Raw genomic sequence first — 25,383 nt, forward strand, 5'->3', positions numbered from 1 at the left:
CGGTGGACGGCGGCCAGTGGCTGGGCAAGCAGGTGTACGGGCGCGCCGCCGGATGGTCCGCGGCGCGGGAGTCGCGACGAGGAGGAGGCGGCCCGCGGCGGGCCGCCTCCTCCTTGTCCGTCCGCGCGTCAGCGTTTCGTACGGCGGGTCTTCGCGCCCAGGGCGTAGAAGACGAGCCCGATGGCCGCGATGACGAGCAGTGGCACGACCTGGCTGAGCGTGTACGCGGCGCGCTGGCCCGCGAAGGCGGCGGGCAGCGAGTCGGCCGGGGAGCCGTCCGTGCCGAACCAGCCGACGCCGAAGCCGGGCCAGATGAGCACGACGACGGTGAAGGCGACGAGACCGGTCGCGAGCGCGGTGACCGTCCGGGCGCCGGCCCGGCCGCCGGGGACGGCGTACGGGCGGGGCGTGTCGGGGTACTTGCGGCGCAGCACCAGGAGGCTGGGGAAGGTGATGACGTAGGAGATGAAGGTGGTGCAGATCGTCAGGCCGAGGCCGGCCGCGAAGTACTTCTCGCCGTCGCCGCCGGTGAGGCCGAGCGCCACGACGAGGAGGACGGAGGCGAGGACCGCGGAGAGCAGATTGACCCGGACCGGCGTGCCGTGCTTCTCGGAGATGGTGCCGAGCCAGGCGGGTCCCGCGCCGTCGGCGCAGGCGACGGCCTGGGCGCGGTGCGCGCCCATCGCCCAGGTGACGCCGGAGGTGAGCAGGCCGACGATGAGGCCGGCGGCGGCGATGCCGCCGAAGACGGCGCCGGCGCCGGTGAGCGTCACCGTGCCGTCGGCGGCGATGGAGCCGCCGTAGACGGTGAACACGGCCTTGCAGGCGTCGATGAAGCCGCCGAGGCTGCCGATGCGGTCGCCGGGGAGGACGAAGAGGATGCCGAGGATCGGGCCGCCGTAGAGCAGCAGGGAGGCGAGTCCGGAGCGGAGGATGGCGAGCGGGATGTCGCGGCGCGGGTTGCGCATCTCCTCGGCGGCGGAGCTGGGCAGTTCGAAGCCGACGTAGTTGAAGATGAGGACGGGCACGAGGGCGACGAAGCCGGCGTAGGTCGGGGTGAACTCGTGGGCGGGCAGGGTGTGCACGCCGTTCTCGACGGCATACACGACGACCGAGACGAGGAAGAAGCCGAGCAGCACGACGCGGGCGACGGCGCCGGCGATGGGCACCCACTTGCCGACCCGGACGGACTGGACGACGGCGAGCGCGCCGCCCCAGATGAAGACGAGCCCGGCGGCGTACTTCCACGGGCCGGGCAGCGGCGTGAAGAACTCCTCCCAGGTGGTGAGGGCGATGATGCAGAGGCTGCCGCCCACCCACACCGGGTTGGAGATCCAGTAGAGGATCTGGTTGAGGCCGGCGGTGAGCCGGCCGAAGGCGAGCCGGGTCCAGACGTACGGGCCGCCCTGGACGGGGAAGGCGGAGCCGAGTTCGGCGACGAGGAGTCCGTACGGGAGGAAGAACAGCACCGCGAGGACGGCCATCCAGGTCAGGCCCTGCGGTCCCTGCGCGGCGACCGAGCCGATGGTGTCGAGTCCGACGAGGGTGCAGATGAGGAAGAGGAGGACGTCGAAGCGGCGCAGTTCCTTGCGCAGGCGGCCGCGTTGTTCGCCCCAGCCCGCGGAGAGGTCGGGGGCTTCGGGGCTGCTTCCGGAGGCGGGGGTGGGTTCTTCTTCGGATCGGCCGGCGGCGACGGGTGCTTGGGTCACGGGGCGGGCTCCTACGGCGACACGGGGGAGGTTCTCGTACGGGAGCGGCATGGGTGACACGCCTTTTGACTGAACAGCCAGTCAGTAGCCTGCACTGTGAGCCCGGCCACACGGCACTGTCAAGAGCTGTGTAGGGTGGGACGCGTGGCCAGAGTGCGGTTGAGCGTGGAGGAACGGCGCGCGGACATCCTGCGCGTCGCCGTCGAGCAGATCGAGGCCCGGGGCGTCAGCAGTGTGCGCATCGCGGACGTCGCCTCGGCGCTCGGCGTCAGCAGCTCCCTGGTGCTCTACCACTTCTCCACCAAGGAACTCCTCGTCGCCGAGGCCTTCGCGCACGCCGCGCAGGGCGACCTGGCCCAGCTGCGCGAGATCCTGAACAAGCCCCGCACCAGCGCCACTCGGCGGCTGCGGTCCGCCGTGCGCTGGTACGCGCCGACCGGGCAGGCCAAGGGCTGGCGGCTGTGGATCGAGGGCTGGGCGGCGGCCCTGCGCGAGCCCGCCCTGCGGAAGGTCACCCACGACCTCGACCAGCAGTGGAAGGCCGCCATCGCCGAGGTCGTCACCGAGGGCGTCGCGGCCGGCGAGTTCACCTGCGAGCGTCCCACGGAAGCGGCCTGGCGCCTGACCGCGCTGCTCGACGGGCTGGCCGTGCAGACCACCTCGTACCGCGGGCCGGTCGGGCGCGCGACGATGCTGCGCTGGGTCGACGAGGCGCTGGTACGCGAACTGGGCATCGACCACGAGACGTTGACCACCGCGCACTGAGGTCCCACCGTCACTCCGCTCGCGGTCCGGTGGCGGTCGCGGTCCCGCGCCGCTCGCGGTCCGGTGCCTCGCGTCGCAACCATTGACGCCCGCGTCAGTGTTGCCGCATCCTCTCGGGCCATGGAGAGACAGAGCACACCGCGTCTGATCGAATCCGAGGTCGTCGTGGTCGGCGGCGGCTACGCCGGCCTGGCCGCGGCACTCCGACTCCACGACCACGCCGTCGACTTCACCCTGCTCGAGGCCGCCGACCGGGTCGGCGGACGGGTCCTGACCGAGACCCGGCCGGACGGCACGACGATCGACCACGGCGGCCAATGGGCCGGTCCGACCCAGACCCGGCTCCTCGAACTCGCCGCCCGCTTCTCCTGCCCCACCTTCCCGACCTGGGAGAAGGGCAGCCACATCGAGATCCGGCACGACGGCGCCCGGGTGCCCTACACCGGCGCCGCACCCGACCAGGGGCCGGGCATCGCCGCGTACACCCGGATCACCGAACTCCTCGACGGCCTCGCCCGCACCGTGGACACCGTCCGCCCGTGGCGCACGGCCCGGTTCGCGGAGTGGGACGCGCTCTCGGCCGGAGATTTCTTCCGCTCCGAGACGAACGAAACCGAGGCGCTGCGCCGGCTCGCCCTCGCCGTCCAGGGGCTGTGGTGCACGGAGCCCGACCGCGTCTCGCTCTTCCACGTGCTGTTCTACATCGCGGCGGCGGGCGGCTTCGAGCAGCTGATGGAGACCCGCGGCTGCGCGCAGGACAGCCGGTTCGCCGCCGGAGCGGCGGGCCCCGCACGCTCCGTCGCGGCGCTGCTCGGCCCCGGGCGGGTGCGGCTCGGCGAGCGGGTCACGGCGATCGCGTACGGCCCGGAGGGCGTGCGTGTGCGCGCCGGGAGCTGCGAGGTCCGGGCCGCGCGGGCGGTCGTCGCGCTGCCGCCGCACGCCGTACGCGCCGTGGAGTTCGCACCGCCGTTGCCGCCCGGCCGGGTGGCGTGGCTGGCGCACAGCCCGATGGGGCGGGTCGCCAAGATGCACGCCGTGTACGACACGCCGTTCTGGCGCGAGGCGGGACTGTCCGGGGTGGCGACGCTGTACGACGACGGGCCGGTCGGCGTCGTGTTCGACAACTCTCCCGAGGACGCGTCGTGCGGCGTCCTGGTCGGCTTCGTGTACGGCGACCGCCTGGACCGGTTCGCCGGGCTCGACGAGCCCGCCCGCCGTGCCGCCGTCCTGCGCGGTCTCGTCGCGGTGGCGGGCCCGTCGGCCGGCCGGCCGCGCGACTACACGGAGAAGATCTGGACCCTCGATCCCTTCGCCCGGGGCGGCTACGAGGCGTACGTGACGCCGGGCGGCTGGACCGCCGCCGGCGAGGACGGCTGGCGGACGCCGACCGGGCCCGTGCACTGGGCGGGCACGGAGACCGCGTCGGAGTGGAACGGCTACATCGACGGCGCGCTGTCCTCGGGCTACCGGGCCGCCGACGAAATCCTGGCGACGCTGCGGCCGGAGCCGGGGCGGGCGTCGTGAACCGGCCGGCCGTGGCGGACGAGGCGCGGGCCGTGGCGGAGCGGGCGCGTCAGGTGGTGCGGGCGGCGCCGGGCAGCCAGCGGGCGTTCGCGGCGAGCGTCGGCATGGACCCGACCGCGCTGTCCAAGGCGCTGCGCGGCACCCGGCGGCTCGCGGACCACGAACTCGCCGCCATCGCCCGGGAGGGCGGGGTGTCCCTGCGCTATCTGCGGACGGGGCGGGGCCGCCCGCCGGGCGGGGGCACGGGCGCGGGCACGGGTGACAGCAACGGCAGCGGCAGCGGCAGCGGCAGCGGCGACCGCGACGGCGTCCGCGGCGAGGAGGCCGGCTCGGCGCGGCGGCGCGCCGACGCGGTGGACGCGGAGGCGCGCAAGGAGCAGATCCTGCGGGCCACGGCGCGCCTCGTCGCCCGGCGCGGCTTCCACCGGGTCCGGGTCGCCGACATCGCCCGCGCCTGCGGCACCAGTACCGGCACCATCCACTACCACTTCCCCACCAAGGGCGACGCGCTGCGCGCCGCCCTGCTGCACTGCGCCGACCGGCTCCACCGGCGCCTGGACGCCGAGTTCCGGTCCGCGGACGGTCCGGCGGAGAAGCTGCGCCGGCTGATCGAGGTCCAGCTGATCAGCGGCGAGGAGGACCGCGAGGAGTGGTCGGTGTGGGTGCAGTCCTGGAACGAGGCGATCCTCGACCCGGACCTGCGCGAGGGCCAGCGCGCCGTCTACGCGCGCTGGCGCCGGACGGTGCGCGACCTGGTCCTCGCCTGCCAGGCCGAGGGCCTCGGCGCGGACGCCGACGCGGAGGCGCTGACCAGCCGGTTCACGGGGTTGGTCGACGGTCTGGCGATCCAGGTCCTGGCGGGCAACGCGGAGTTGCCGCCGGCGCGGATGCGGGACCTGCTGCTCGACGCCTTCGAACCGCACATCACCTTGCGACGACGCGACTGAGGGAGCCATGAGCCAGGACGAGACGTCGGCGGAGACCGAAGGCGCGGCCGAGCGGTTCGCGCACGCCGCCGACTGGCTGCGCCGGGAACTGCGCTCGGTCGCGGGCGCCGTCGCCGCGACCGGAGTCGAGCGGCGCGCCGAGCCGCGCGCCGAGGAGCGTACCGAAGACCGCCGCACGGTGTACGGCGCCGTGGGCAAGCGGTTCTCGTTGGTACTGACGCTGCCCGACACGCCCTTCGAACCGGCGGCGGCCGCGGCACGGGCCGTGTTCGAGGCGGCCGGCTGGGAGACGGCGCAGGGCGAGGGTTCCGGCGGGCTTGTGCTGCTGAAGGCGTGGCGTGACGGGTTCGAGGCGGGCGTCGGAATCGCGGGCGGCGCGCTGCGGATCACCGGCTCGACGCCCGTGGTCCGCTTCCACGCTCGCTGGGTCCGGCCTCCGCGGGTCGTCGGCCCGGACACCCTGTGGCCCGGCCACCGGCTGTGCGTGACGTGCGACGGCTGGGGCTCCTGCCGCACGTGCGAGGGCCTCGGCTTCGTGAACGGCCGGCGGTGCGCGGAGTGCGGCCTCGGCATGGACTGTCCCGACTGCCGGGGCACGGGTCAGGAGCCGGCCCCGGACCGCTCCTAGGAGATGTCCGCCCACGGCCCGGGCCGGGTGCGTCAGCCGGGCTGTCTGCCGGTGACGCGGATGCGCAGTTCGTACGGCGCTCCGCTGCTGATGGCCTCGGCCTGGTCGGCGAGGTCGGCCGGTGTGAAGCCGAGCAGGGCGCGCTCGGCCGCGGCCCGCAGGAGCGGCACGATCGTCGCGGCCGGCCGCCCGCGGTGGGAGGCGGCGAGCTCGGCGAACGCCTGCTGATAGGGGATGTCGTACGCGCTCGACGGGTCCGCGAGGAGATGGTCGAGGTGCCGCCGGTCCACACTGATCTCGCCCATGACCGCTCCCTTGCTCCGGTGGCCGGGCAGGTCCCGGCCCTGTCCTCCTGACGCTAAGGGGAGGGTCTGACAGTCGACCGATTCTGATCACTTCCTGCTCGATCGCCGACGGTCAATTTTCTTTGTTTTTCCTGTGCACGTTGGGGCCGCGGCCCTCGCTGTTACCTGTGGAGGCGGTCGCCTCCGGTGCCGCGAGAAGGGGGGCTGCAGGCGGTGCTCGGGTCCAACGGGAGGAAGACAGGTGCAGCACAGCACGACGGAGTGGCTGATCGGCGCCGCGGTGCTCATGCGGGTGTTCGGGGGAGACGCGGTCCGGTGCGGGCGGCGCCTGCTGGCCGCGGCGGTGCGCAGGGCGGTCTCGGACCTCGGTTCCGAGGCGCGGCGCCGTGCGGGAGCGGCGGACGACGTGCGGTGCGAGGTGCGCGGGTGAGCGAGGTCGGCACGGAGGAGGAGTCCGGTGGAGCGCTCGACCCGGCGGCGGTCGCGGGCGGGCACGTCGGCACCGGGCCCGGGCCCGAGCGGCCCGGGCAGCCGGGCCGGTCGGGACGGCCGCTGCCGCCGACGGCCGACTGGGGCCCCGGCCTCCACCACGCCTTCTGGTCGCTCCACGCCCAGTGCCACGACCGCTTCCTGCGCTACGCCCGCTACGACCTGCGGTGCGACGAGGCGGCGGAGGCGGCCGTGGACGCGACCTTCGTGGACCTGATGCGTCTGTGGCCCCGGGTGGCGGCCATGGACAGCCCGGTCGCGTACGCCTGGAAGGTGCTCAAGCACCGGATCGTCGACCAGGGTCGCCGCCGGCGGCGGACCGCGATACCGGTCGACGACGAGACCCTCCAGGGTCTGCTCGACGAGCGGGCGGGCGGGATCGACCCGTTCGACGCCCTGGCGGAGAAGATCGCCCTCCACGAGGCGCTCGCCCGGCTGCCCGAGCGTCAGCGGGAAGCGGTCACCCTCTGCTATCTCCTCGGCCAGACCACCGCCGAGGCCGCCGAGATGCTCGGCATCGACGCGGCCACCGTCCGCTCCCACCTGAGCCGGGCCCTGCAACGGCTCGGCCGCGCCCTTGGTATGCCGATCACACGCTCCGGAGACGGGAAGGCCAGCTCATGAGCGAGACCCACGAGGGCGGGGTCCTCCGGTCCGTGACGGACGTCCTCGCCACGGCCTCGGCCGGCACGCCCCGGCCGCGCTCCGACGCGGCGGCCTCCCGGGCCCGGCTGCTGGCCCGGATCGCCGGACCCGCACCGTACGCGGACGACGCGGCCGTCCCGTACGCCGACGAGAGCCTGGCCGAGGCTGAGGCGGCCGGACGGGAGCTCGCGGCCCTGTGCGCCGACGTCGTGCTCGCCCGGGACGCCGCCGCGCGGCTCGCGGTCTTCGCCGAGCACGCCGCCGCCGATCCCGAGGGCGCGCTGGTCTTCGGATGCGTCCTGCACCTGGCCGGCGACGGCGAGGGCGCCGCCTTCTGGTGGCAGCTGGCCGCCGGGGCCGAGGTGGAGCGGGCCGCGCGCTGCATGTTCCTCGACCACGCGCGGCGCGGCGAGTACGGCGACGCGGCGCTCTGGTTCCGCCGTCTCGACGGCGCCGTCCCACGGTCCTCCGCCACGGAGGCCGTCCTCACGCCGGACGCGCGACGGGTGATCGAGGAGGCGCCCCGCTGGGTGCGCCACCATGAGCACGAGGACCTCGGGCCGGTCCCGACGGCCGGCCCAGGCCTGGCCAAGGCGGTCTTCGGCATCTCCCCGCAGCCGGTCGTCCCGCGTCCCGGCGCCTGGATGGTGCCCCACCCGCCGGCCGTCACCCGGCCGGCCGCCCGCGCCCGGCCGGCCGAGTCCCCTGGCGCCACCGGGTCGGGGTCCTCGTCCGGGCGGCCCGCGCCGACGCCGCCCGGCCAAAGCACCGGCTACTCTCCCGCGCCGCTGCGGCACACCACCCTCACCGCGCTCGCCCGGCAGACCGCGGCCGCGCCGCACACGCCGGACCGGTGGGCGGCCGCGCTGCACGTCCTGGACGTGCTGCACGCCGTGCGCACGGCGGGGCGCCCGCTGAGCACGGCCGAGATCGCCGTCGCGGCCCACCTGGACCGGGTGCGCCTCGGCCCGCTGCTCGGCTGGCTCTGCCGGCACCTGCTGCTCGCCCGGCGGACCGACGGTGCCTTCACCGTCGGCCCGCTCTTCTCCCCCGCTCCCACGGGCGACCGCGTCCTGCGCCACGACGCGCTCACCCGACTGCTCGGCGACCTGCGCGACACCACCGGCGCCGCCATCTACGTCAGCCGCTACCGGCACGGGGAGGTCGAGATCCAGCACTGTGCCGACGGACCGGCGACGCCGGCCGTCAAGCCCTGGGTGGACTTCCGGCTCGCGGCGCACGCCAGCGCGGTCGGCAAGAGCCTGATGGCCCAGCTCGACTTCACCGGGCGCATGGACCATCTGGCCCGCCACCGGCCCGTACCGCTCACGGAACGCACCATCACCGACCCGGCCGCGCTCTTCCGCGCGCTGGACGGCCACGGCCCGCAGGCCAGCCAGTTCGACCTGCTCGAGTACTCGTACGACGAGGTCTGCGCGGCCGTCCCGCTCACCCTGGACGGCCTGCCGGCCTGTGTCGCCCTGTCCCTGCCCGCCCGCCACTTCCCGCGGCTGATCCACGCCGCCGACGTCCTGTCCAGCCGTTCGGGACTGCTGCTGCTCACCCTCCTCGCCGAACTCCCGGCGGCCGCGGTCCCCGAGGGCCCCGACGCCTCGGAGACCGCCCCGGCCGACCCGGCCGGCCCGCTGCGGACGGGGGCCCGGTGAGGCGCGCACGGCATGACTCGGCGAGACACCCTCTAGGGTGTGCGACGTGCGCGTACTGCTGGTCGAGGACGACGAGAACCTCCGGTTCGGGGTGGCCGCCGCGTTGCGGGCCGCCGGGCTCGCCGTGGACGAGGCGGCGGATCTGCCCCAGGCCGACGAGGCGCTGTTCGTCACCTCGTACGACTGCGCGGTCCTCGACCGGATGCTGCCGTCCGGCGACGCCGCCGCGTACGTGGAGGGTCTGCGGCGGGCCGGGCGTCAGGTGCCCGTGCTGTTCCTGACCGCCCGCGACACGGTGGCCGACCGGGTGGAGGGCTTCTCGAGCGGCGGCGACGACTATCTGGTCAAGCCGTTCGCGGTGCCCGAGCTGGTCGCCCGGGTGCACAGCCTGTGCCGCCGTTCAGCGGTGGTCCGGCCGCCGGTGCACCACGTCGGCGATCTGGAGGTCGACACGGCACGGCGGCAGGTGCGCCGCGCCGGGGTGCTGCTGACGCTTACGGGCCGGGAGTTCGCGGTCCTCGAGGTGCTCGCGACCCGGGCCGACCAGGCGGTGGCGCGCACGGAGCTGATCGAGCGCTGCTGGGACGAGATGGCCGAGCCGCAGTCCAACGTCCTGGAGGTGGTCGTCTCGCAGCTGCGCCGCAAGCTCGGCGAGCCGCCGCTGATCCACACCGTGCGCGGCGTCGGCTATCGGCTCGCTCCGGCCGGCGCGCCATGAGCACCGCCCGCCGTCCGTCGCTCCGTCGTTCCCGGCGTCCGCTCACACCGACCGCGCGGGTGCTCCGGCTGCGCCGCCGCATCACCCTGCTGTTCGCACTGACCAGCGCCCTGGGCCTGATCACGATGGCCGTGCTCGCCGTGCGCAGTGACAGTGCCCGCTGGCGGGAGCAGCTCGACCACGCGATGGACGCGGACACCAGCTGGGCGCTCGGCCTCCTGGAGACCGGGCCGGACGGGCGGCTCGACACCGACGTCCTCGCCGACAACGTCGACACCGCCTGCCCGCCGCTGAGCGTGCTGCTCGTGGACGACGCCGCACCGGACGGCCTGACGGTCCGCCACACGGCGGCGAGACCCTGCCTGTCCGTGAGCCGGGCCGTGGTGCTGGAGGCCGGCCGCGCCGCGGCGCGCGCCGGGGAGGTGACGGCCGTCGACCGGCACACGGCGGACGGCGCTCCGGTGCGGGTGTTCGCGCTGCCGTTCTACGAGGAGGACGCGGCGGACGACGACGCGCCGCAGGGCGTCCTGGTGACCGTGGCCGACGCGACCGCCCAGCGGGACGACCACCGGCGGCTGGTCTGGCTGGTGACCGGAGGCTGCGCGGTGCTCGTGCTGCTGTCGGCGGCGGTCGGCCACGTCCTGTCCGGGCGCGCGGTCCGTCCGGCGCTCACCGCGCTCGGCCGGCAGGAGGCGTTCCTCGCGGACGCGGCGCACGATCTGCGCACGCCGGCCGCCTCGCTGCGCACGCTCGCCGAGACGGCGCTGCGCGGCGAGACGGACAGCGCGGACGTCCACCGGCGCACCCTGCGGCTCGCGGAGGGCATGGGCCGGCTGGTCGACGGGCTGCTCACCCGGGCCCGGCTGATGTCGGGCACGGCCACGGTCGCACGCGAGCCGCTGCGGCTCGACCAGCTGGTGGAGGCGGTGGTCGACGAGGCTCCTACGGAAGGGCACCGGGTACGGGTCGAAGCCGAGGACACGGTCGTCGTCGCCGATCCCGACCTGGTGCGCCGCGCGGTCGGCAATCTGCTGGGCAACGCCCTCGCGCACGGCCACGCACCCGGCGAGCCGGCCCAGGTGCGGGTCACGGTCGCCCGCGACGGCACGCTGACCGTCGAGGACGCGGGGCCCGGGCTGCCGCCGAAGGTCGCGGGCGCGCTGTTCGAGAGGTTCCGCAGCGGATCGGGCTCCACCGGCCTCGGTCTGTCCATCGCCGCCTGGGTGGCCCACGCGCACGGCGGCTCACTGACGGCCGGGCCGGGCGCGGACGGCGGCGCCCGCTTCGTGCTGCGGCTGCCGACGCCACCGCACTGAGCCGACGACCGGTGGGCTCGACGGGGGCCCTCGCTTCAGCAAAACCTCAGGTTCGGTACGTGATCCTTGCGAGGTCCGACCACCAGGGGAGCACCTCGTGATACGCGCCACCGTCCGCCGCCCGGCCCTCGTCCTCGCCCTCGCCGTCCTCGGCGCCACCTCGCTGGCCGCCTGCACGGCCGGGCCCGCAGGGCCGGACGGGAAGAAGCCGGCAGCAGCCGCCGACCCGGCCGACCGGCCCGACCTTCGGCGCTTCTACACCCAGAAGCTCCACTGGCAGCCCTGCGGCGACTTCCGGTGCGCGACGCTCACCGTCCCCATGGACTACGCCCGCCCCGGCGACGGCAAGACCTTCGTGCTGCCGCTCGCGAAGGCCGCCACCGCGGTGCCGGGCAAGCGGCTCGGCTCGCTCGTCCTCAATCCCGGAGGGCCGGGCGAACGGGGCGTACGGCTGATCAAGGACGGCGTCGCCGACGACCTCGGCGAGGGCGTGCGCGAGCGGTTCGACATCGTCTCCTTCGACCCGCGCGGTGTCGGCGAAAGCAGGCCGGCCCTGACCTGCCGCGGCACGGACGAGCCCGGAGACGACGCGGCGGCCGGCACCGGCGCCGCGCTCCATCCCCGTACCGCCGCCGAGCGGGCCGCCGTCCTCGCGGACGCCCGGGCGACCGCCGACGCCTGCCGCAAGGCCAGCGGCCCGCTGCTCCCGCACGTCGGCACGGCGGACGCGGCCCGTGACCTGGACGTTCTGCGCGCGGCCCTCGGCGAGCGCCGGCTGACGTACGTCGGCTGGTCCTACGGCACCAGTCTGGGCACCTCGTACGCCGAGCAGTTCCCGCGCCGGGTGCGGGCGATGGTCCTGGACGGCGCGGTCGACCCGTCCCTGGACTGGCGACAGCGGATGATCGGGCAGGCCAAGGGCTTCCGGGACGCGGTGGAGGACTACGCCGGCTCCTGCGCGGACACGGTCGGCGACGGGTGCCCCGGCGCGACGCCCGAGGCGATCCGGGCACTGATCGACCGGCTCCTGGAGCGGACGCGGCGCGCGCCGCTGCCGGTGGACGGCTCGGAGGACGGTCTCGACGCGTCCGGCGTGATCTCGGCGCTGAGCCTGTCCATGTACACGCCGGAGGACCAGTGGAAGGACCTCTCCGCGGCGCTGCGGGCGGCGGACGGCGGGGACGGGACGAAGCTGGCGGCGCTGGCGTCGGGCGACGAGCAGACGGAAGAGGCGGAGGAAGAGGAAGCGGCCGGGCAGGAGGAACAGCAGCAGGAACAGGAGCAGGAGCAGGAGCAGGACTCGACCGCCGACGGGGTGCCCGAGGACAACTCCGAGGCGGCCCTGATCGCGGTCAACTGTCTGGACGTTCCTCATCCGCGTGACGCGCGGGCCTACTGGGAGGCGCTGGCGCCCGCCAACCGGGCCGCCGGTGTCTACGGCACCTCCCAGGTGGCGAGCGAACTGGTCTGCAAGGACTGGCCGGCAGGCTCCGAGCACCCGCACCGGGTGCGCGCCGAGGGCGTCCCGCCGGTCCTGGTCGTGGGTACGGCGGGCGATCCGGCCACACCCTACGACGAGGCGGTCGGCCTGGCGCGGCAGTTCCCCGGCGGCATGCTGCTGTCCTTCGAGGCGTCGGGCCACACCGGCTACGGCCGTGACGCCTGCGTCGACCGGAAGGTGGAGGCGTATCTCGTCTCCCTCACCAAGGTCGGCCCCGGCACCACCTGTTCGCCCTGACGGCCGCACCGCCTCCGGAAGCGGGTGTCAGTGGCCGGTGTCAGGCTGGGTCGTGGGGAATCTGCGAAAGGGAACGCCCATGATCACCACTGATTTCGCTCCCGGCTCTCCCTGTTGGCTCGACCTCGGCGCGCCCGACGTCCCGGCCGCCGCGGCCTTCTACGGTGCCGTGCTCGGCTGGGACTACGAGCCCATGGGCGACGGGACGGACGCAGAAGGCGGGGAAAGCAGGGAAAGCGGGGACAGCGACGACGGCGGGGCGGGCGGCGAAGGCGGCATGTTCCGTAAGGACGGCAAGATCGTCGCCGGGCTCGGGAAGCTCACCGAGGAGGGCGCGCGCCCCGCCTGGATGATCTATTACACGGTCACGGACGCGGACGCCACGACGAAGGCCGTGGAGCAGGGCGGCGGCACGGTGCGGGTGGCGCCGCGCGACTTCGGGCAGTGGGGTCGGATGGCGCAGTACAGCGATCCGCTGGGCGGCCAGTTCGCCGTCTGGCAGCCCGGCGAGACCAAGGGCTTCGACGTGGCGGACGCGCCGGGCTCGCTGTCCTGGACCGAGCTGTACACGACGGACGCGGGCGCCGCGAAGGACTTCTACGGCGGTGTGTTCGGCTGGACGTTCAGCGACATGGAGCTGCCGGGCGGCGGCACGTACAGCCTCGTCACGCCGGCCGGTCTGCCCGAGGAGCGGATGCACGGCGGCCTGATGGAGATGCCCGGCGAGCAGCTCGGCCTGGCGCACGGGAAGCCGTACTGGCACCCGGTGTTCGCGGTGGAGGACTGCGACGCGACCGTCGCCCGGGTCACCGAGAACGGCGGCGCGGTGCAGATGGGCCCTGAGGACGCCGAGGGCGTGGGCCGCCTGGCGGTGTGCCTCGACCCGTGGCGCGCGGACTTCGTCGTCCTGACGCCGACGTCGTCGCCTTCGCCGGGCTGAGGGGTACGGCGGCGGGCCCCCGGCACGGGGGAAGCCGGGGGCCCGTGAGCCGCACTGCCGCATGGGGTCGGCGGTGCCCTTTCATCGTAGCGCTGCGTTCTCGCTCGTACGCGATCGGTGACCGAGTCCGTCAGGTCCGTCGTCCAGGGCTACGGGCTCGGCCTTGCCGCGGCAGGGAACCGTCACCGACGGGCTGTGACCTCCGTGGACCACAAGTGGGGCAGGACCGCCGCCCAGGCCTGGCACGGGCACCACAGACGAAGGCCCGCTCCCGCAGGGCCCCCGGCTGCCCCACGGTCACATCTTCCGGCTGGGCTGTGCCTGGTGGAGAGCCGGCTGCCGCTCGGCGATGAGCTGAGGCAGCTGGCGCATGTCGTAGAAGACGACCGTGTCGTGGCCTTCGAGGCGTTCGGCTGGGGTGAGCCCGCCGGCATAGCCGAAGGCTCGCATGCCGGCCGCCCGGGCAGCGCTGACGCCGGGCCGGCTGTCCTCGACGACCACGCACGCTTCGGGATCGACGCCCATCTGCTGGGCGGCGTACAGGAACAGGTCGGGTGCGGGCTTGCCGAGGGAGACTTCGGTGGAACTGAAGATACGGCCCGCGAAGCGTTCATAGAGCCCGGTGCGGCCGAGGGTGTGCCGCATCTTGGCGTGCGAGCCGCTGGAGGCGACGCACGTCGGCAGAGTGAGCGCGTCGAGTGCCTCCGGCAAGCCGTCGACCGGGACAAGCTCGGCGTCCACCGCCTCCCGGTGGAGCTGCTCGAACCTCTCCGACCAGACCGCGGCCGTGTCCGGGCCGAGCTGAACGGCGACCTGCTCGTGGATGGCGGCGTGCGAGCGCCCAATGAACCGGTCCACGACCTCGTCCTCGGTCAGCGGCCAACCCAGCTCGGCTCCGAGCGCGACCTGGACACGCGCGGCGATGCGCTCGCTGTCGACCAGCACGCCGTCACAGTCGAATATGACAAGTTCAATGGCCTTGATCATTCCCGCAGCATAGGCCTTGCCTGCTCACGCTGCGCCGCCCAGCGGGGACGGCACGCCCGAGACGAGCTGGGCCGAAGCCGTGACCGACGAGCAGTACAACGGCCCACGCACCACCGCCCATTGACCACGGCGGCGATGACGGCGCATCCGTCCTACGGGCAGGCCGTGACGGTGTCGCCGAGGCTGGCGGGGCAGGTCTGACGACGCCTCACGGATGCGGCCGATCGGCAGCACCTGCGGGTGACCGGGCCGTGGAGCACCGTCGTGCGTGGAAGATGCCTGGAGAGGCATGGAAAGGCACGGAGGGCCCTAAGAACCCCGCAGTGGCCGGGAGAGGCCCGGAGAAACGGAGCGAAAGGCGAGGCATGGCACTGATCCTGGTGACGGGCGCGGCCGGCGGGCTCGGGTACGACACGGCGAGCGCGCTCGCCGGCGACGGGCACGACGTGGTCGTGCACGTCCGTCACCGGGCGCGTCTCGGCGACGCGGGGCATGACGCCGGCCGGTGGGCGGGCGTCGTCACCGGCGACCTCGCCCACCTCGACGAGATCCACGGCGTCGCCGCGCAGGCCGCCGCGTTCGGCCGCTTCGACGCCGTCGTCCACAACGCCGGCGTGCTCCACTCCCCCGACACGGCCACCGTCAACACGGTCGCGCCCTATGTGCTGACGGCCCTGATGGAGCGACCGGGCAGGCTCGTCTACGTCAGCAGCTCCATGCACCACGGCGGCTCCACCGACCTCGGACGGCTGGCCGCCGGCACCGCGTCGTACGCCGACAGCAAGCTGTGGGTCACCACGCTCGCCCTCGCCGTCGCCGCCCGGTGGGCGGGCACCGCGAGCCATGCCGTCGATCCCGGCTGGGTGCCCACCCGGATGGGCGGCCCCGGTGCCCCGGACGACCTGGCCGCCGGGCACCGGACTCAGGTCTGGCTCGCCACCGGTTCCGGCATCACCCCGCCCACCGGCGGCTACTGGTACCATCGGCGGACGCAGGCGCCGCACCCGGCGACGCGGGACGAGGACTTCAGGGCCCGGCTCCTCCAGACCCTGGCGGAGCACACGGGTGTTCCGCTCGCCTCAGGGTGACTGAAGCGCCAGCCGGACCGCGAAGCCGATCAGCAGGAGCCCGGTGACCTGTTCGACGCGGGCGCGGACGCGAGGGCGGCGCAGGACTCTGCCGAGGCGGTCGACGGTGATCACGTACAGGCTGAACCAGAGCAGGTACAGCGCCGCGAAGACCAGCGACAGGACCAGGGCTCTGGGGAAGACCTGGCCGTCGGGCGGCAGGAACTGCGGGAGGAAGGTCACGAAGAACAGCGCGACCTTCGGGTTGAGGGCGTTGGAGAGGAAGCCGTGGCGTACGTATCTGCCGCCGGCCCCGCCCTGGTCCGCCTCGTCCGCGTCGTCGGGCTTGTCTCCCTGCTCCGCCTGCTCGCGCAGGGTGCGGCGGGCGCCGCGCAGGGTCGCGATGCCCATCCACACCAGGTAGACCGCGCCCACGACCTTCAGGACGGTGAACGCGGTCGCGGAGGCGAGGAGGACCGCGGAGATGCCGAGGACGGCCGCCCCGACGTGAACGACCAGTCCGAGGACGCCGCCCACCATGGTGAGCAGGCCCGCCCGCCGGCCGCCGGCCAGGGCGCTGCGGGTGATCAGCGCCTGGTCGGGGCCGGGGATCATGATGAGGACCAGGGACGCGGCGGCGAAGGTCAGCACGTCGCGTTCCTCTCCGTCGCGTTCCTCTCCGCCCCGTCGTTCTCCTTCTCCGCCGCGTCCTTCTCCGCCCCGTGCGGGCCGGACGCCGGACGCGCGGCCGCCGAGGCGAGGGCTGCGGAGAGCGCCCGCAGGACCGGGGCCGGCCGGTCGCGCAGGTAGAAGTGGCCGCCTGGGAAGCGGCGTACGGTCACCTCCGCGTCCGTCAGCTCCCACCAGGCCTCGAGCTGGGCGTCGGTGATCCGGTCCTCCGTGCCGCACAGGACGGTGACGGGGAGGGACAGCGGCGCCTCGGGCCGATGGGCGTAGGTCTCGAGGATCTGGTAGTCGGCGCGCAGGGCCTGCGCCGCGAGGGTGACCAGGGTGTCGTCGGCCAGGACCTCGGGCGGAATGCCGCCGTGCAGCCCGGCGACGGTTTCGAGGAGTTCGCGGTCGCCGAGCAGGTGCAGCCGCGACGCGGCGCGCGGCAGGTGCGGGGCCGGGTAGCCGGAGACGACCAGGTGCGCGGGCTGCGGGCGACCGGCCGCCCGCAGCGCGCGGGTGAACTCGAACGCGACGAGCGAGCCGAAGCTGTGGCCGAAGAACACGAAGGGTTCGCGGTCCGGCCGGACACCGTCGAGGAGCGCGTCGACGAGCGCGTCCATCGACGTGATCACCGGCTCGCGGAGTCGCGAGCCGCGGCCGGGCAGCTGGACGGCGTTCGGCTCGCCGGCCTTCAGGTCGCGGGCCCAGCGCAGGTATTCGGCGGCGGAGCCGCCCCCGTGTGCGAAGCAGTAGAGCGCGGGGGCGGCCGGCCGCGGCGCCCCGCCGAGGATCCAGCGGGGCGACGTGGGGGTGCTCACGGGACTCTCACACTCCCGCGGGCATGGGTGCGGACAGGTGCCGGGCGAGGGCGCCCGCCGTGAAGTGGTCGAACACGTCCCGGGGCCGTACGGGCAGGGCGAACTCGTCGCCGAGACCCGCGCACATGACGAGCGTCGTGGCCGAGTCGACGCCGAGCTCGTCGAGCGGCGTGGCGGGATCGATGTCGTACGGCGGGACGTCGAGGATCTCGGCGAGGAAGCCGAGCACCCACGCCTCGATCTCGTCGGCGGAGGGTCGGCGCCCGGCGGACGCGGGCTCCCGGCCCGGCTGCGTCTCCGTCTCCCCGCTGTGCGGGTTCGGCCGGCTCCGCCGGGCCGGACCGGTCAGGTCGGTGGGATCGGTCAGGCCGGTCGGGTCCGTCGGGGCGGTCGGGTCCGTCGGGGCGGTCGGGTCGGTCAGGTCGGTCAGGTCGGTCGGGTCCGTCGGGTCGGTCGGGTCGGTCGGGTCGGTCGGGCGGTTGTCGTTCATCACTTCTCCCCGGGGATGAGCTCGGACGGGCCGAGGAGCTGCTCGAGGTAGCCGTCGAGCGCCTCCACCGTCGTGTACTGGAGGACCGTGCCGACCGGCACGGACACGTCGAACGCGGTCTGCAGGTGGGCGACGAGCCGCGCGGCGAGCAGCGAGTCTCCGCCCGCGTCGAGGAAGTCGTCGTCGAGGTCGACCCGGCTCAGTCCCAGGACCTCGCGCCAGATCTCGGCGAGCTTGCGCTGCCGGTCGGTGCGCGGCGGCTTGGCCGGCCGGCCGCGGGTCGCTCCGCGCGCCCCGGCCTTGGCGAGGGCGGCGCGGTCCACCTTGCCGGTGGCGTTCAGCGGCAGCTCCTCCAGGGCGAGGATCTGCGCGGGCACCATGTGCTTGGGCAGGCGCTCGGCCGCGAAGTCCCGCAGGGCGTCGGGTGCGAAGCGGCGGCGGGTGTCGGGCGCCTGGGCGACGATCACGTCGAAGCCGACCGAGCCGGGGCCGCCGGCGGTGGTGAGGACCTCGCTGCGCGCGAAGCCGGCGGCGGCGAGCTCGGCGGCCCACTGCTCGCGGTCGAGCAGGCAGTGGCGGGTGCGCAGTTCGGTGTCCTCGAAGTTGTCGAAGCCCTGCTGGAGGCCCATGACGAGGTCGAACCACGGGTGGAAGGTGGTCTGTTCGACCATGAGCAGGATGCCGCCGGGCGCGGTCATGGAGCGCAGGTTGCGCAGGGTGGGGCCGATCCGGCGCATGTCGTGGAGCACGCTGGCCGCGACGACGAGGTCGGCGGCCTGGTCGCCGAAGCCCTGGACGGCGGGCGGCAGGTCGAGGTCGAACAGGTCGAAGCGCAGGGCCGGGTGGTCGGCGAAGACCGTCCTGGCCCGGTCGGTGAAGTAGCGCGAGATGTCGGTGAAGAGGTACTCGGTGCGGTCCTCGGGCAGCAGCGGCAGCAGGTGCCGGGTGAGCGAGCCGTAGCCGGAGCCGACCTCCATGGCCTTGAGGGTGCGGTCGGCGGGCCACCGGGCGGCGAGCTCGCGGACGGCGTCGGCGGCGGCTTCGTACGTGGGGCCGAAGAGCCGGTCGTAGACGCCGGGTGTGCGGTCGGAGGCGTACAGCTCGGCGGAGTGGACGCTCTGGGTGAGGACGTCGGCGAGGCCGCCGGCGAGGGTGAGCATCCAGTCGGTGACGTCCTCCTCGATGCCGAGGACGTCCTTGAGGACGGTGCGGGCCCGGCCCTTCAGCTCCTCGGGCAGGGCGTCCGGGAGCGGGCGGGCGACGGTGGTCCCGTCGGGGCCGGCGGTCAGGTGTCCGGTGGTCTCCAGACGGGCGACGGCGCGGGCCAGCCAGCGCTCGTAGCGCGGGGCGACGCCGGCGCCGCGCAGCGCGGCCGGGTCGAAGACGGCGCCGGGCTCGTGCGGGAGGCCGAAGGAGCGGAAGGCGGCGGCGGTGGCGACCGTGTACACCTCGTCGAGCACGTCCCAGGCGGCGCGCAGCCGCTCGGGCGTGGGGCCGGTGCCGGGCTTGCCGGCCGTGGAGCCGAGGGCCTGCCAGAGCTCGCGGCTGGTGGCGGGCTCGGCGTGCTCCGTGACGAACAGCGTCTCGTCGCGGGGCGAGGGCACGACGTAGCCGTGGAGGCGGGCGGCGCCGGCGCCGTCGGCGGACTTCACGACGACCGAGGCGTCCACGCCGGGGTGCTGGGAGAGGGTGGCCTCGATCTCGCCGAGCTCGACGCGATGGCCGTTGATCTTGACCTGGCCGTCGCGGCGGCCGAGGAACTCGATGGTCCCGTCAGTGCGGTAGCGGCCGAAGTCGCCCGTGCGGTAGAGGCGTTCGCCGGTGCGCGGGTGGGTGACGAAGGCGGCGGCGGTGCGCTCCTCGTCGGCCCAGTAGCCGCGGGCGAGTCCGATGCCGCCGATGTAGAGCTGGCCGGCGGTCCACACCGGGCAGGGCTCCATGCGCTCGTCGAGCACGTGGAAGGTCTGGTTGCGCAGCGGTACGCCGTACGGAATGCTCTTCGCGCCCTGCGGGACCTCGTCGACCGGGTGGTGGACGGACCAGATGGAGGCCTCGGTCGCGCCGCCCAGGCTGATGACCTCGGCGTCCGGCCACAGGTCGTGGATGCGGCGGGGCAGGTCGACGGGGATCCAGTCGCCGCTGAGCAGGACGAGGCGCAGCTTCTCGGGGACCTCGCCGCCGGCTTCGAGGTGCTCGACGAGCATCTGCATCTGGGCCGGCACGGAGTTCCAGACGGTGACGCCGTGCTGGGACATGACCTTGGCCCAGTGGGCGGGTTCGGAGCGCATGTCGGGGTCCGGCAGGACGAGGGCGGCGCCGACGGCGAGGGTGCCGAAGAGGTCGTAGACGGACAGGTCGAAGCCGAGGTCGGCGAGGCCGAAGACGCGGTCGTCGGGGCCGACGCGGAAGCGCTCGTTGATGTCGTCGACGGTGTTGAGGACGGCGCCGTGCTCGATCATGACGCCCTTGGGCGTGCCGGTGGAGCCGGAGGTGTAGAGGACGTACGCGAGGTCGCCGGGCCGGGCGGGGCCGGCGGGCAGGCGGCCGGCGGGCGCGGCGGCGGGGCCGTCGACGAGGAGGCGCGGCACGCCGTCGGGCCATTCGAGGGCGGCGTCGAGGGCGCGGTCGGTGACGATCGCGGGGGCCTCGCCGTCGGCGAGGATGCGGGCGCGGCGCTGCGCGGGAAGGGCGGCGCCGACCGGCAGGTAGGCGGCGCCCGCCATCATCACGCCGTAGGCGGCGGCCACCTGCTCGGGGCCCTTGTCGAGGGTGATGCCGACGAGCCGGTCGCGCAGCTCGCCTTCTCCGGCGCCTTCTCCGGCGAGGGCGAGCACCTGGCGCCGTACGTTCTCGGCGCGGCCGGCGAGTTCGCCGTACGTGACCTCGCGTCCGGCGGTCAGCACGGCGGCGCGGTCGGGGTGGGCGGCGGCCCGCTCGAGGAACGGCTCGTGGAGCAGGCCGTCGGGGCGCGGGCCCTCGGTCGCGTTGGCCTGGGCGCGGCCGGTGAGCTGGTGCGCGGGGAGGGTGAGGGTCAGCTCCTGGTCCCACGGGGTGTCCTCGTGGGCGAGCCGGGCCACGGTCGCGCAGTAGGTGGCGAACATGTCGTCGAGGAGGCCTTCGGGGAAGAGCTCCTCCACGCAGTCCCAGGTCAGGTCGAGGGAGCCGGTGAAGTCGACGACCTGGTGGTCGAGCCAGACCTGCGGGGTCTGGCTGACCCGGTAGGAGATGTCGCCGAAGTAGCCCATGGCGTCGCTGACGTCGGCCGCGGTGCCGAGGCCGCTGGTGAAGACGACGGGCATCGTCTCGAAGCCGCTCTGCAGGCCGAGCCGGCGCCGTTCGCGCAGCGTCTGCAGCGCGCTGACCTGGCGGTGGCGCAGGTCCTTCTGGAGCTGGGTCTGGGTGGCCTCGGCGCGTTCGCCGAGGGTGCGGCCGGCCTGGGCGTCGACCTCGAGGAGGCAGATGGAGGTGAAGTCGCCGACCATGCGGCGCAGATGGGGATGGACGACGCGCTTGCCGGCCTCGTTGCGGTCGAGGAGCAGCGGCAGCCGGTTGAAGAGGGTGAGGTTGAGGGTGAAGCGCCGGGTGCCGCTCCAGACGGCGAGCACCTCCGAGAAGACCGCGGCGAGGACGGCGGTCGGCGTGAGGCCGCGGGCCTCGCAGCGCTCCTGCAGCCGCTTCCAGTCCGGCTCGGGCAGGTGGTACTCGCGGTGGGTGAAGCGGGGCTTGTGGACCGCGACCGGCGACTTGGCGAGCGGGAGGTCGGGCGGCGGGGCGAGCGAGGTGGCGCGCGAGGTCCAGTAGTCGAGGGCCTTCTGGTGGCGGGGCGCCTGGGAGCCCTGCTCGAGGGCCAGCGCGTAGTCGCGGAAGGTCACGTCGACCGGCGGCAGTTCGAGCGCGGGGTCCTGGCAGAGGGCGCTCCACTCGCTGAACAGCAGGGTGAGGCTGGCGAGGTCGACCATGAGGAGGTCGAGGCTGACGTGCAGCCGGTCGTGGTCGGGCAGCCGGGACAGGCGGATGTCGAACAGGGGCCAGTCGGCGGCGGTGTAGACGTGGTGGGACATCTCGTCGCGTATTCCGGTCAGCACGCGTTCCGCCTCCTCGGGCGGGGCCGACCGGAGGTCGGTACATCGGACCTCGAACTTCGGTACGGACGCGAGGACGCGCTGCTGTCCGTCCTCGCCCACGATCGCGCGCAGCATGTCGTGGCGCTCGATCAGCGTCCGCCAGGCCCGGGAGAGCACGTCGGGGTCGAGCCGTCGTCCTTCGAGTTCGAAGTACGCGTGCGGTGCGACGTTGCCGAGCACGAAATTGGATCCGCGGCCGACCCAGTAGGCGTACTGGATCTCCGTCAGCGGAAACTTCTCGAACCTGTCGTCGTTCCGGGGTGTCCGGATCGTACGACTGTTGTCCGTCATCGTTATTCCCTCTTCGTCTGTTTCGTCTTCCGCCGGATCGCGGCGGAAGCGTGCGGCCCGATACCATTTGTTGAAGACGGGAGAGTTGAAGGAGTAAGGAAAAGGATCCGGTGAAGGCCGGGGCCGTCCGGTGCGGTCTCACCGGAGGCATGCCGAAGGCGCCGCCCAGGGCGGCGCGCCTTCCCGATCGTCGACCTCCTCGCAAGCCCCCGTGATGCCCTTTCGGACAGCTCGTTCGAATGAGCCCGCCAATTAGAACCACGGCGGCCGTGAGGGTCCACCGTGAGGACGGTCACGTTTCGCATGAGCGGCCGGAATCAGACCCGCGAGAAGGTGTCGAAAACCCCGCTGTGCACGGACTTCTCCTCCGGTAAGGGAATTCCCGGATCATGACGGATGGCTCGAATGCGCCGGACCAAGACGGCGACCTGACACATAATTTGGCCGAAAAGCAATGAACCATCGGTCCATGCGCCGGTGAACGGAACGGGGCCGCGCCGCTCACCTCACGGCCGCTCACCTCCCGGCTGCTCACCTCACGGCCGCTCACCTCGCGGCCGGTGCCTCCCCGGCCGGGTGCGGGAGCGGTTCGCTGGAGCCGCGGACCACGAGACGGGTGGGGACCATGACGGTCCGGGCGCGGCTGCGGTCGCCGTCCAGGCGGGCGAGGGCGGTCCTGGCCGCCGCCTCGCCGATGGCCGCCGGGTCCTGCGCCACGACGGTCAGGGCCGGTTCGAGGACGTCGGCGAGCGGAAGGTCGTCGAAGGTGACCAGGGCGATGTCCTTGCGCCCCGCGCGGGTGAGCTGCGAGATGACACCGAGGGCCGTCATGTTGTTCGCCGCGAACAGGGCGGTGGGCGGGTTCGGCAGGCCGAGGAGCGCGGTGGTCTCGGCAGCGGCCCCGCCCTGGTCGTGGGCGCCGGTCACCAGGGTCCGGTCGTAGGGCAGGCCGGCCTCGGTGAGCGCCGAGCGGTAGCCGGCGAGCCGCTCGCGTCGGGTGTACAGCTTGGCGGGAAGGTCTCCGATGAAGCCGATCCGGCGGTGGCCGCGGGCGATGAGATGGGCGACGCCCTCGTGGACGCCGGCCTGGTTGGAGCTGACGACACAGTCGGCGGACAGTCCGACTCCCGGCCGGTCGACGAACACCACCGGGAGTCCGGCCGCGCGCGGTGCCTTGAGATGGCTGTGATCGGCCCCGAACGCGGGGACGACCATCAGCATGCTGACGCGCCGGGCGAGGAAGGTCTGGATCAGCGCCCGTTCCCGGTCCGGGTCCTCCGCCGACGAGCCCATGAGCAGGGTGAGTCCCCGGCTGCGTACGAGGTCCTCCACGCCTCCGGCGACTGTTCCGAAGAAGGGGTTGCCGAGGTCGGGCACGACCAGGCCGACGGTGGTGTCGGGGCCTCCGACCCGGATGTTGCGGGCCATCAGGTTCGGCTGGAAGCCGAGCTTCGCGACCGCGGCGAGCACGCGCTCGCGGGTCTCCGGGGAACTGGGCCCGTCCTCGTTGAGCACCCGGGAGACCGTCTTGGCGCTGACGCCCACTTCCCTGGCGACGTCGGCCAGCGTGGGGCGGCGGTTCGCGGCCATGTACCACCGTTCCTGTGCGTTCGTCGGGCCCGGCCCCTGCCCGGGGCCGGGCCCGCTGTCCTGACTGTGCGGCGACCCCGTCGTCCGCGCGGCGTTGCCCCGCGGCGACTCAGTGGGCGGACACGCCTGCCGCCTCGGCGGCATCCGCGTCGGCAACGACCGTACCTCCATCGTCGCTCACCCTGAGCGCCCCGGTCATGATGGCGACGACCTCCGCCATGGAGTGGTCGGACGGCTTGATCAGCGCCTCGCGACGGCCGAGCCGGTGGACGTGGATGCGGTCGGCGATCTCGAAGACGTGCGGCATGTTGTGGCTGATCAGGACCACGGGCATGCCCTTGTCACGGACCCGGCGGATCAGGTCCAGGACCTGGCCCGACTCCTTGACGCCCAGCGCGGCGGTGGGCTCGTCCATGACGACGACGCTCTTCGCCCAGGCGACGGACCGCGCGACCGCCACGGCCTGACGCTGACCGCCGGAGAGCGTCTCCACCGGCTGCGTCAAGGACCGCAGTCCGATCTTGAGATCGGCCATGTGGGCCGCCGCCTCCCGGCGCATGCGCTTCTTGTCGAGCATGCGCAGCGTGCTGCCGAGGAAGCCCGGCCGGCGCAGCTCGCGCCCGAGGAACATGTTGGAGGCGATGTCCATGGACGCGGCGACGGCCAGATCCTGGTAGACGGTCTCGATGCCGTGCTGCCGGGCGCTCTGCGGCCCGGTGAACCTGATGGGCTCGCCGTTCAGCCGGATCTCGCCCTCGTCCGGGGTGAGGGCACCGGTGAGCGCCTTGATCAGGCTCGTCTTGCCGGCGCCGTTGTCGCCGATGACGGCGAGGACCTCGCCGGGGAGCAGGTCGAAGTCGGCGCCGTCGATGGCGGTGACATGGCCGTACCGCTTGACCAGGCCGCGGGCCTGGAGCACGGGAGTGACATCGGCGGTGCTCATCGTGCCTTCCTCCGGGAGATCTGGTCGACGGTCACGGCCAGGATCACCAGCACGCCGGTGATCAGGGTCTGGTAGACGGAGGCGACGCCCATCAACTGGAGGCCGTTGCGGAACACACCGACGATGAGGACGCCGATGAAGGTGCCGAGGACGGAGCCGCGCCCGCCGAAGAGGCTGGTGCCGCCGAGGACGACGGCGGTGATGCTGTCCAGGTTGTCGGTCTGGCCGGCCTGCGGGTCGCCGACGCCGGTGCGGGAGATCAGGAGCAGTGCGGCGATCCCGTAGACGAGTCCGGCCAGGGTGTAGAGGCCGATGGTCAGCCGGGAGGTGCGGATGCCGTTGAGGCGGGCGGCCTCGGGGCTGTTGCCGAGCGCGTACACGTGCCGGCCCCAGGACGTGCCGCTCAGCGCGTAGGCGAAGAGCAGGAACAGGGCGATCGTCACGAGCGAGCCGTAGGTGATGTCGGTGTTGCCGAGCGGGAAGGTCTCACCGAGGGCGGTCAGCGGCGCCGGGAGGTCGGTGATCGTCTGCTCGGCCGAGTAGACGTGGGTCAGGGCGAAGGCCACGTTCAGCATGCCGAGGGTGACGATGAACGGCGGGAGCGGGATCAGCTGCACCAGCAGGCCGTTGACCAGGCCGAAGCCCGCGCTGACGGCCAGCCCGAGGGCGATCGCGGCGAGGGGCGGCAGACCGCCCTCGGCGGCCGTCTTGGCGATGACGATGCTGCCGAACGCCATGACGGCGCCGCAGGAGAGGTCGATGCCCGCGGTGAGGATGATCAGGGTCTGACCGATGGCGAGCGTGCCCACGACCATGACCTGCTGCACGATCAGCGAGAAGTTGCCGCCGGAGAGGAACTGTTCGGTCGTCAGGGAGAAGAAGACGCCGGCGAGCAGCAGCGCGACGAGTGGGCCGGTGGTCGGTGTGGCGAGCAGCCGGCGGACCGTGGTCGGTCCCTTCAGCTGGTCGTAGGGCAGGGGTGTGGCGGACATGGGGATTCCTTGCCGGTG

Annotated in this window: 22 protein-coding genes; 12 read left to right on the forward strand and 10 right to left on the reverse strand. The window is 73.7% G+C overall.

Annotated elements, in window-relative coordinates; genetic code table 11:
• Positions 1-128 precede the first annotated feature (128 nt).
• Positions 129-1,709 carry an APC family permease gene (locus ACIGO8_RS06275; protein WP_399724682.1) on the reverse strand — a complete coding sequence of 527 codons (1,581 nt, stop codon included), beginning with the start codon at positions 1,707-1,709 and terminating at the stop codon, positions 129-131.
• 144 nt (positions 1,710-1,853) lie between these two features.
• Between ACIGO8_RS06275 and ACIGO8_RS06280 the strand changes: the two genes are divergently transcribed.
• The 4 genes from ACIGO8_RS06280 (at position 1,854) to ACIGO8_RS06295 (ending at position 5,573) form a co-directional block, all read left to right on the forward strand.
• Complete coding sequence (locus ACIGO8_RS06280; RefSeq protein WP_399724686.1) at positions 1,854-2,474, forward strand: TetR/AcrR family transcriptional regulator; 621 nt, start codon at positions 1,854-1,856, stop codon at positions 2,472-2,474.
• 63 nt (positions 2,475-2,537) lie between these two features.
• Positions 2,538-3,998, forward strand: coding sequence for a flavin monoamine oxidase family protein (locus ACIGO8_RS06285; protein WP_399724689.1), 1,461 nt, complete (start codon positions 2,538-2,540; stop codon positions 3,996-3,998).
• Complete coding sequence (locus ACIGO8_RS06290; protein WP_399724692.1) at positions 3,995-4,945, forward strand: TetR family transcriptional regulator C-terminal domain-containing protein; 951 nt, start codon at positions 3,995-3,997, stop codon at positions 4,943-4,945. The genes ACIGO8_RS06285 and ACIGO8_RS06290 overlap by 4 nt, the downstream gene beginning before the upstream one ends.
• Positions 4,946-4,952: 7 nt before the next feature.
• On the forward strand, positions 4,953-5,573 hold the full coding sequence (locus tag ACIGO8_RS06295) for a hypothetical protein (RefSeq protein WP_399724695.1): 621 nt from the start codon (positions 4,953-4,955) through the stop codon (positions 5,571-5,573).
• A gap of 32 nt (positions 5,574-5,605) precedes the next feature.
• Here ACIGO8_RS06295 and ACIGO8_RS06300 read toward each other — a convergent pair whose 3' ends face one another.
• Entirely contained in the window at positions 5,606-5,878 is a 273-nt protein-coding gene (locus ACIGO8_RS06300) for a hypothetical protein (protein ID WP_399724698.1), read from the reverse strand.
• A gap of 241 nt (positions 5,879-6,119) precedes the next feature.
• Between ACIGO8_RS06300 and ACIGO8_RS06305 the strand changes: the two genes are divergently transcribed.
• From ACIGO8_RS06305 to ACIGO8_RS06335, 7 genes are all read left to right on the forward strand, one after another.
• On the forward strand, positions 6,120-6,308 hold the full coding sequence (locus ACIGO8_RS06305) for a hypothetical protein (RefSeq protein WP_399724700.1): 189 nt from the start codon (positions 6,120-6,122) through the stop codon (positions 6,306-6,308).
• Complete coding sequence (locus tag ACIGO8_RS06310) at positions 6,305-6,991, forward strand: sigma-70 family RNA polymerase sigma factor (protein ID WP_399724703.1); 687 nt, start codon at positions 6,305-6,307, stop codon at positions 6,989-6,991. The genes ACIGO8_RS06305 and ACIGO8_RS06310 overlap by 4 nt, the downstream gene beginning before the upstream one ends.
• Positions 6,988-8,679: an IclR family transcriptional regulator C-terminal domain-containing protein gene (locus ACIGO8_RS06315; protein ID WP_399724706.1), complete on the forward strand. Its 1,692-nt coding sequence runs from the start codon at positions 6,988-6,990 to the stop codon at positions 8,677-8,679. Before ACIGO8_RS06310 ends, ACIGO8_RS06315 begins: the two co-directional genes overlap by 4 nt.
• 46 nt (positions 8,680-8,725) lie before the next feature.
• Positions 8,726-9,397: a response regulator transcription factor gene (locus ACIGO8_RS06320; protein ID WP_399724709.1), complete on the forward strand. Its 672-nt coding sequence runs from the start codon at positions 8,726-8,728 to the stop codon at positions 9,395-9,397.
• The gene (locus ACIGO8_RS06325) at positions 9,394-10,713 is read left to right on the forward strand and encodes a sensor histidine kinase (protein ID WP_399724712.1); all 1,320 of its coding nucleotides are present in this window, start codon (positions 9,394-9,396) and stop codon (positions 10,711-10,713) included. The genes ACIGO8_RS06320 and ACIGO8_RS06325 overlap by 4 nt, the downstream gene beginning before the upstream one ends.
• Before the next feature lie 97 nt (positions 10,714-10,810).
• The gene (locus ACIGO8_RS06330) at positions 10,811-12,451 is read left to right on the forward strand and encodes an alpha/beta hydrolase (protein WP_399724715.1); all 1,641 of its coding nucleotides are present in this window, start codon (positions 10,811-10,813) and stop codon (positions 12,449-12,451) included.
• 79 nt (positions 12,452-12,530) lie between these two features.
• Entirely contained in the window at positions 12,531-13,391 is an 861-nt protein-coding gene (locus ACIGO8_RS06335) for a VOC family protein (protein WP_399724718.1), read from the forward strand.
• Positions 13,392-13,688: 297 nt separating this feature from the next.
• Here the strand turns inward: ACIGO8_RS06335 and ACIGO8_RS06340 are convergent, their stop codons facing one another.
• The gene (locus tag ACIGO8_RS06340) at positions 13,689-14,378 is read right to left on the reverse strand and encodes an HAD family hydrolase (RefSeq protein WP_399724721.1); all 690 of its coding nucleotides are present in this window, start codon (positions 14,376-14,378) and stop codon (positions 13,689-13,691) included.
• A gap of 365 nt (positions 14,379-14,743) precedes the next feature.
• Here ACIGO8_RS06340 and ACIGO8_RS06345 point away from each other — a divergent pair, with 365 nt between their 5' ends.
• Positions 14,744-15,466: an SDR family NAD(P)-dependent oxidoreductase gene (locus ACIGO8_RS06345; protein ID WP_399724723.1), complete on the forward strand. Its 723-nt coding sequence runs from the start codon at positions 14,744-14,746 to the stop codon at positions 15,464-15,466.
• Here the strand turns inward: ACIGO8_RS06345 and ACIGO8_RS06350 are convergent.
• From ACIGO8_RS06350 to ACIGO8_RS06380, 7 genes are all read right to left on the reverse strand, one after another.
• Complete coding sequence (locus ACIGO8_RS06350; RefSeq protein ID WP_399724725.1) at positions 15,458-16,096, reverse strand: LysE family translocator; 639 nt, start codon at positions 16,094-16,096, stop codon at positions 15,458-15,460. The two genes, ACIGO8_RS06345 and ACIGO8_RS06350, sit on opposite strands and share 9 nt — an antisense overlap.
• Positions 16,090-16,935 carry a thioesterase II family protein gene (locus tag ACIGO8_RS06355; protein WP_399724728.1) on the reverse strand — a complete coding sequence of 282 codons (846 nt, stop codon included), beginning with the start codon at positions 16,933-16,935 and terminating at the stop codon, positions 16,090-16,092. The genes ACIGO8_RS06350 and ACIGO8_RS06355 overlap by 7 nt, the downstream gene beginning before the upstream one ends.
• Positions 16,936-16,942: 7 nt before the next feature.
• Complete coding sequence (locus ACIGO8_RS06360; RefSeq protein WP_399724730.1) at positions 16,943-17,425, reverse strand: acyl carrier protein; 483 nt, start codon at positions 17,423-17,425, stop codon at positions 16,943-16,945.
• Entirely contained in the window at positions 17,425-21,840 is a 4,416-nt protein-coding gene (locus ACIGO8_RS06365) for an amino acid adenylation domain-containing protein (RefSeq protein WP_399724732.1), read from the reverse strand. Before ACIGO8_RS06365 ends, ACIGO8_RS06360 begins: the two co-directional genes overlap by 1 nt.
• 546 nt (positions 21,841-22,386) lie before the next feature.
• Positions 22,387-23,430, reverse strand: coding sequence for a LacI family DNA-binding transcriptional regulator (locus tag ACIGO8_RS06370; protein ID WP_399724735.1), 1,044 nt, complete (start codon positions 23,428-23,430; stop codon positions 22,387-22,389).
• A gap of 109 nt (positions 23,431-23,539) precedes the next feature.
• Positions 23,540-24,373: an ATP-binding cassette domain-containing protein gene (locus ACIGO8_RS06375; protein ID WP_399724738.1), complete on the reverse strand. Its 834-nt coding sequence runs from the start codon at positions 24,371-24,373 to the stop codon at positions 23,540-23,542.
• Complete coding sequence (locus tag ACIGO8_RS06380; protein WP_399724741.1) at positions 24,370-25,365, reverse strand: ABC transporter permease; 996 nt, start codon at positions 25,363-25,365, stop codon at positions 24,370-24,372. The genes ACIGO8_RS06375 and ACIGO8_RS06380 overlap by 4 nt, the downstream gene beginning before the upstream one ends.
• Positions 25,366-25,383: the final 18 nt, after the last annotated feature.

The organism is Streptomyces sp. NPDC053493, assembly GCF_044544825.1.
In the GTDB taxonomy this organism is placed as follows: domain Bacteria; phylum Actinomycetota; class Actinomycetes; order Streptomycetales; family Streptomycetaceae; genus Streptomyces.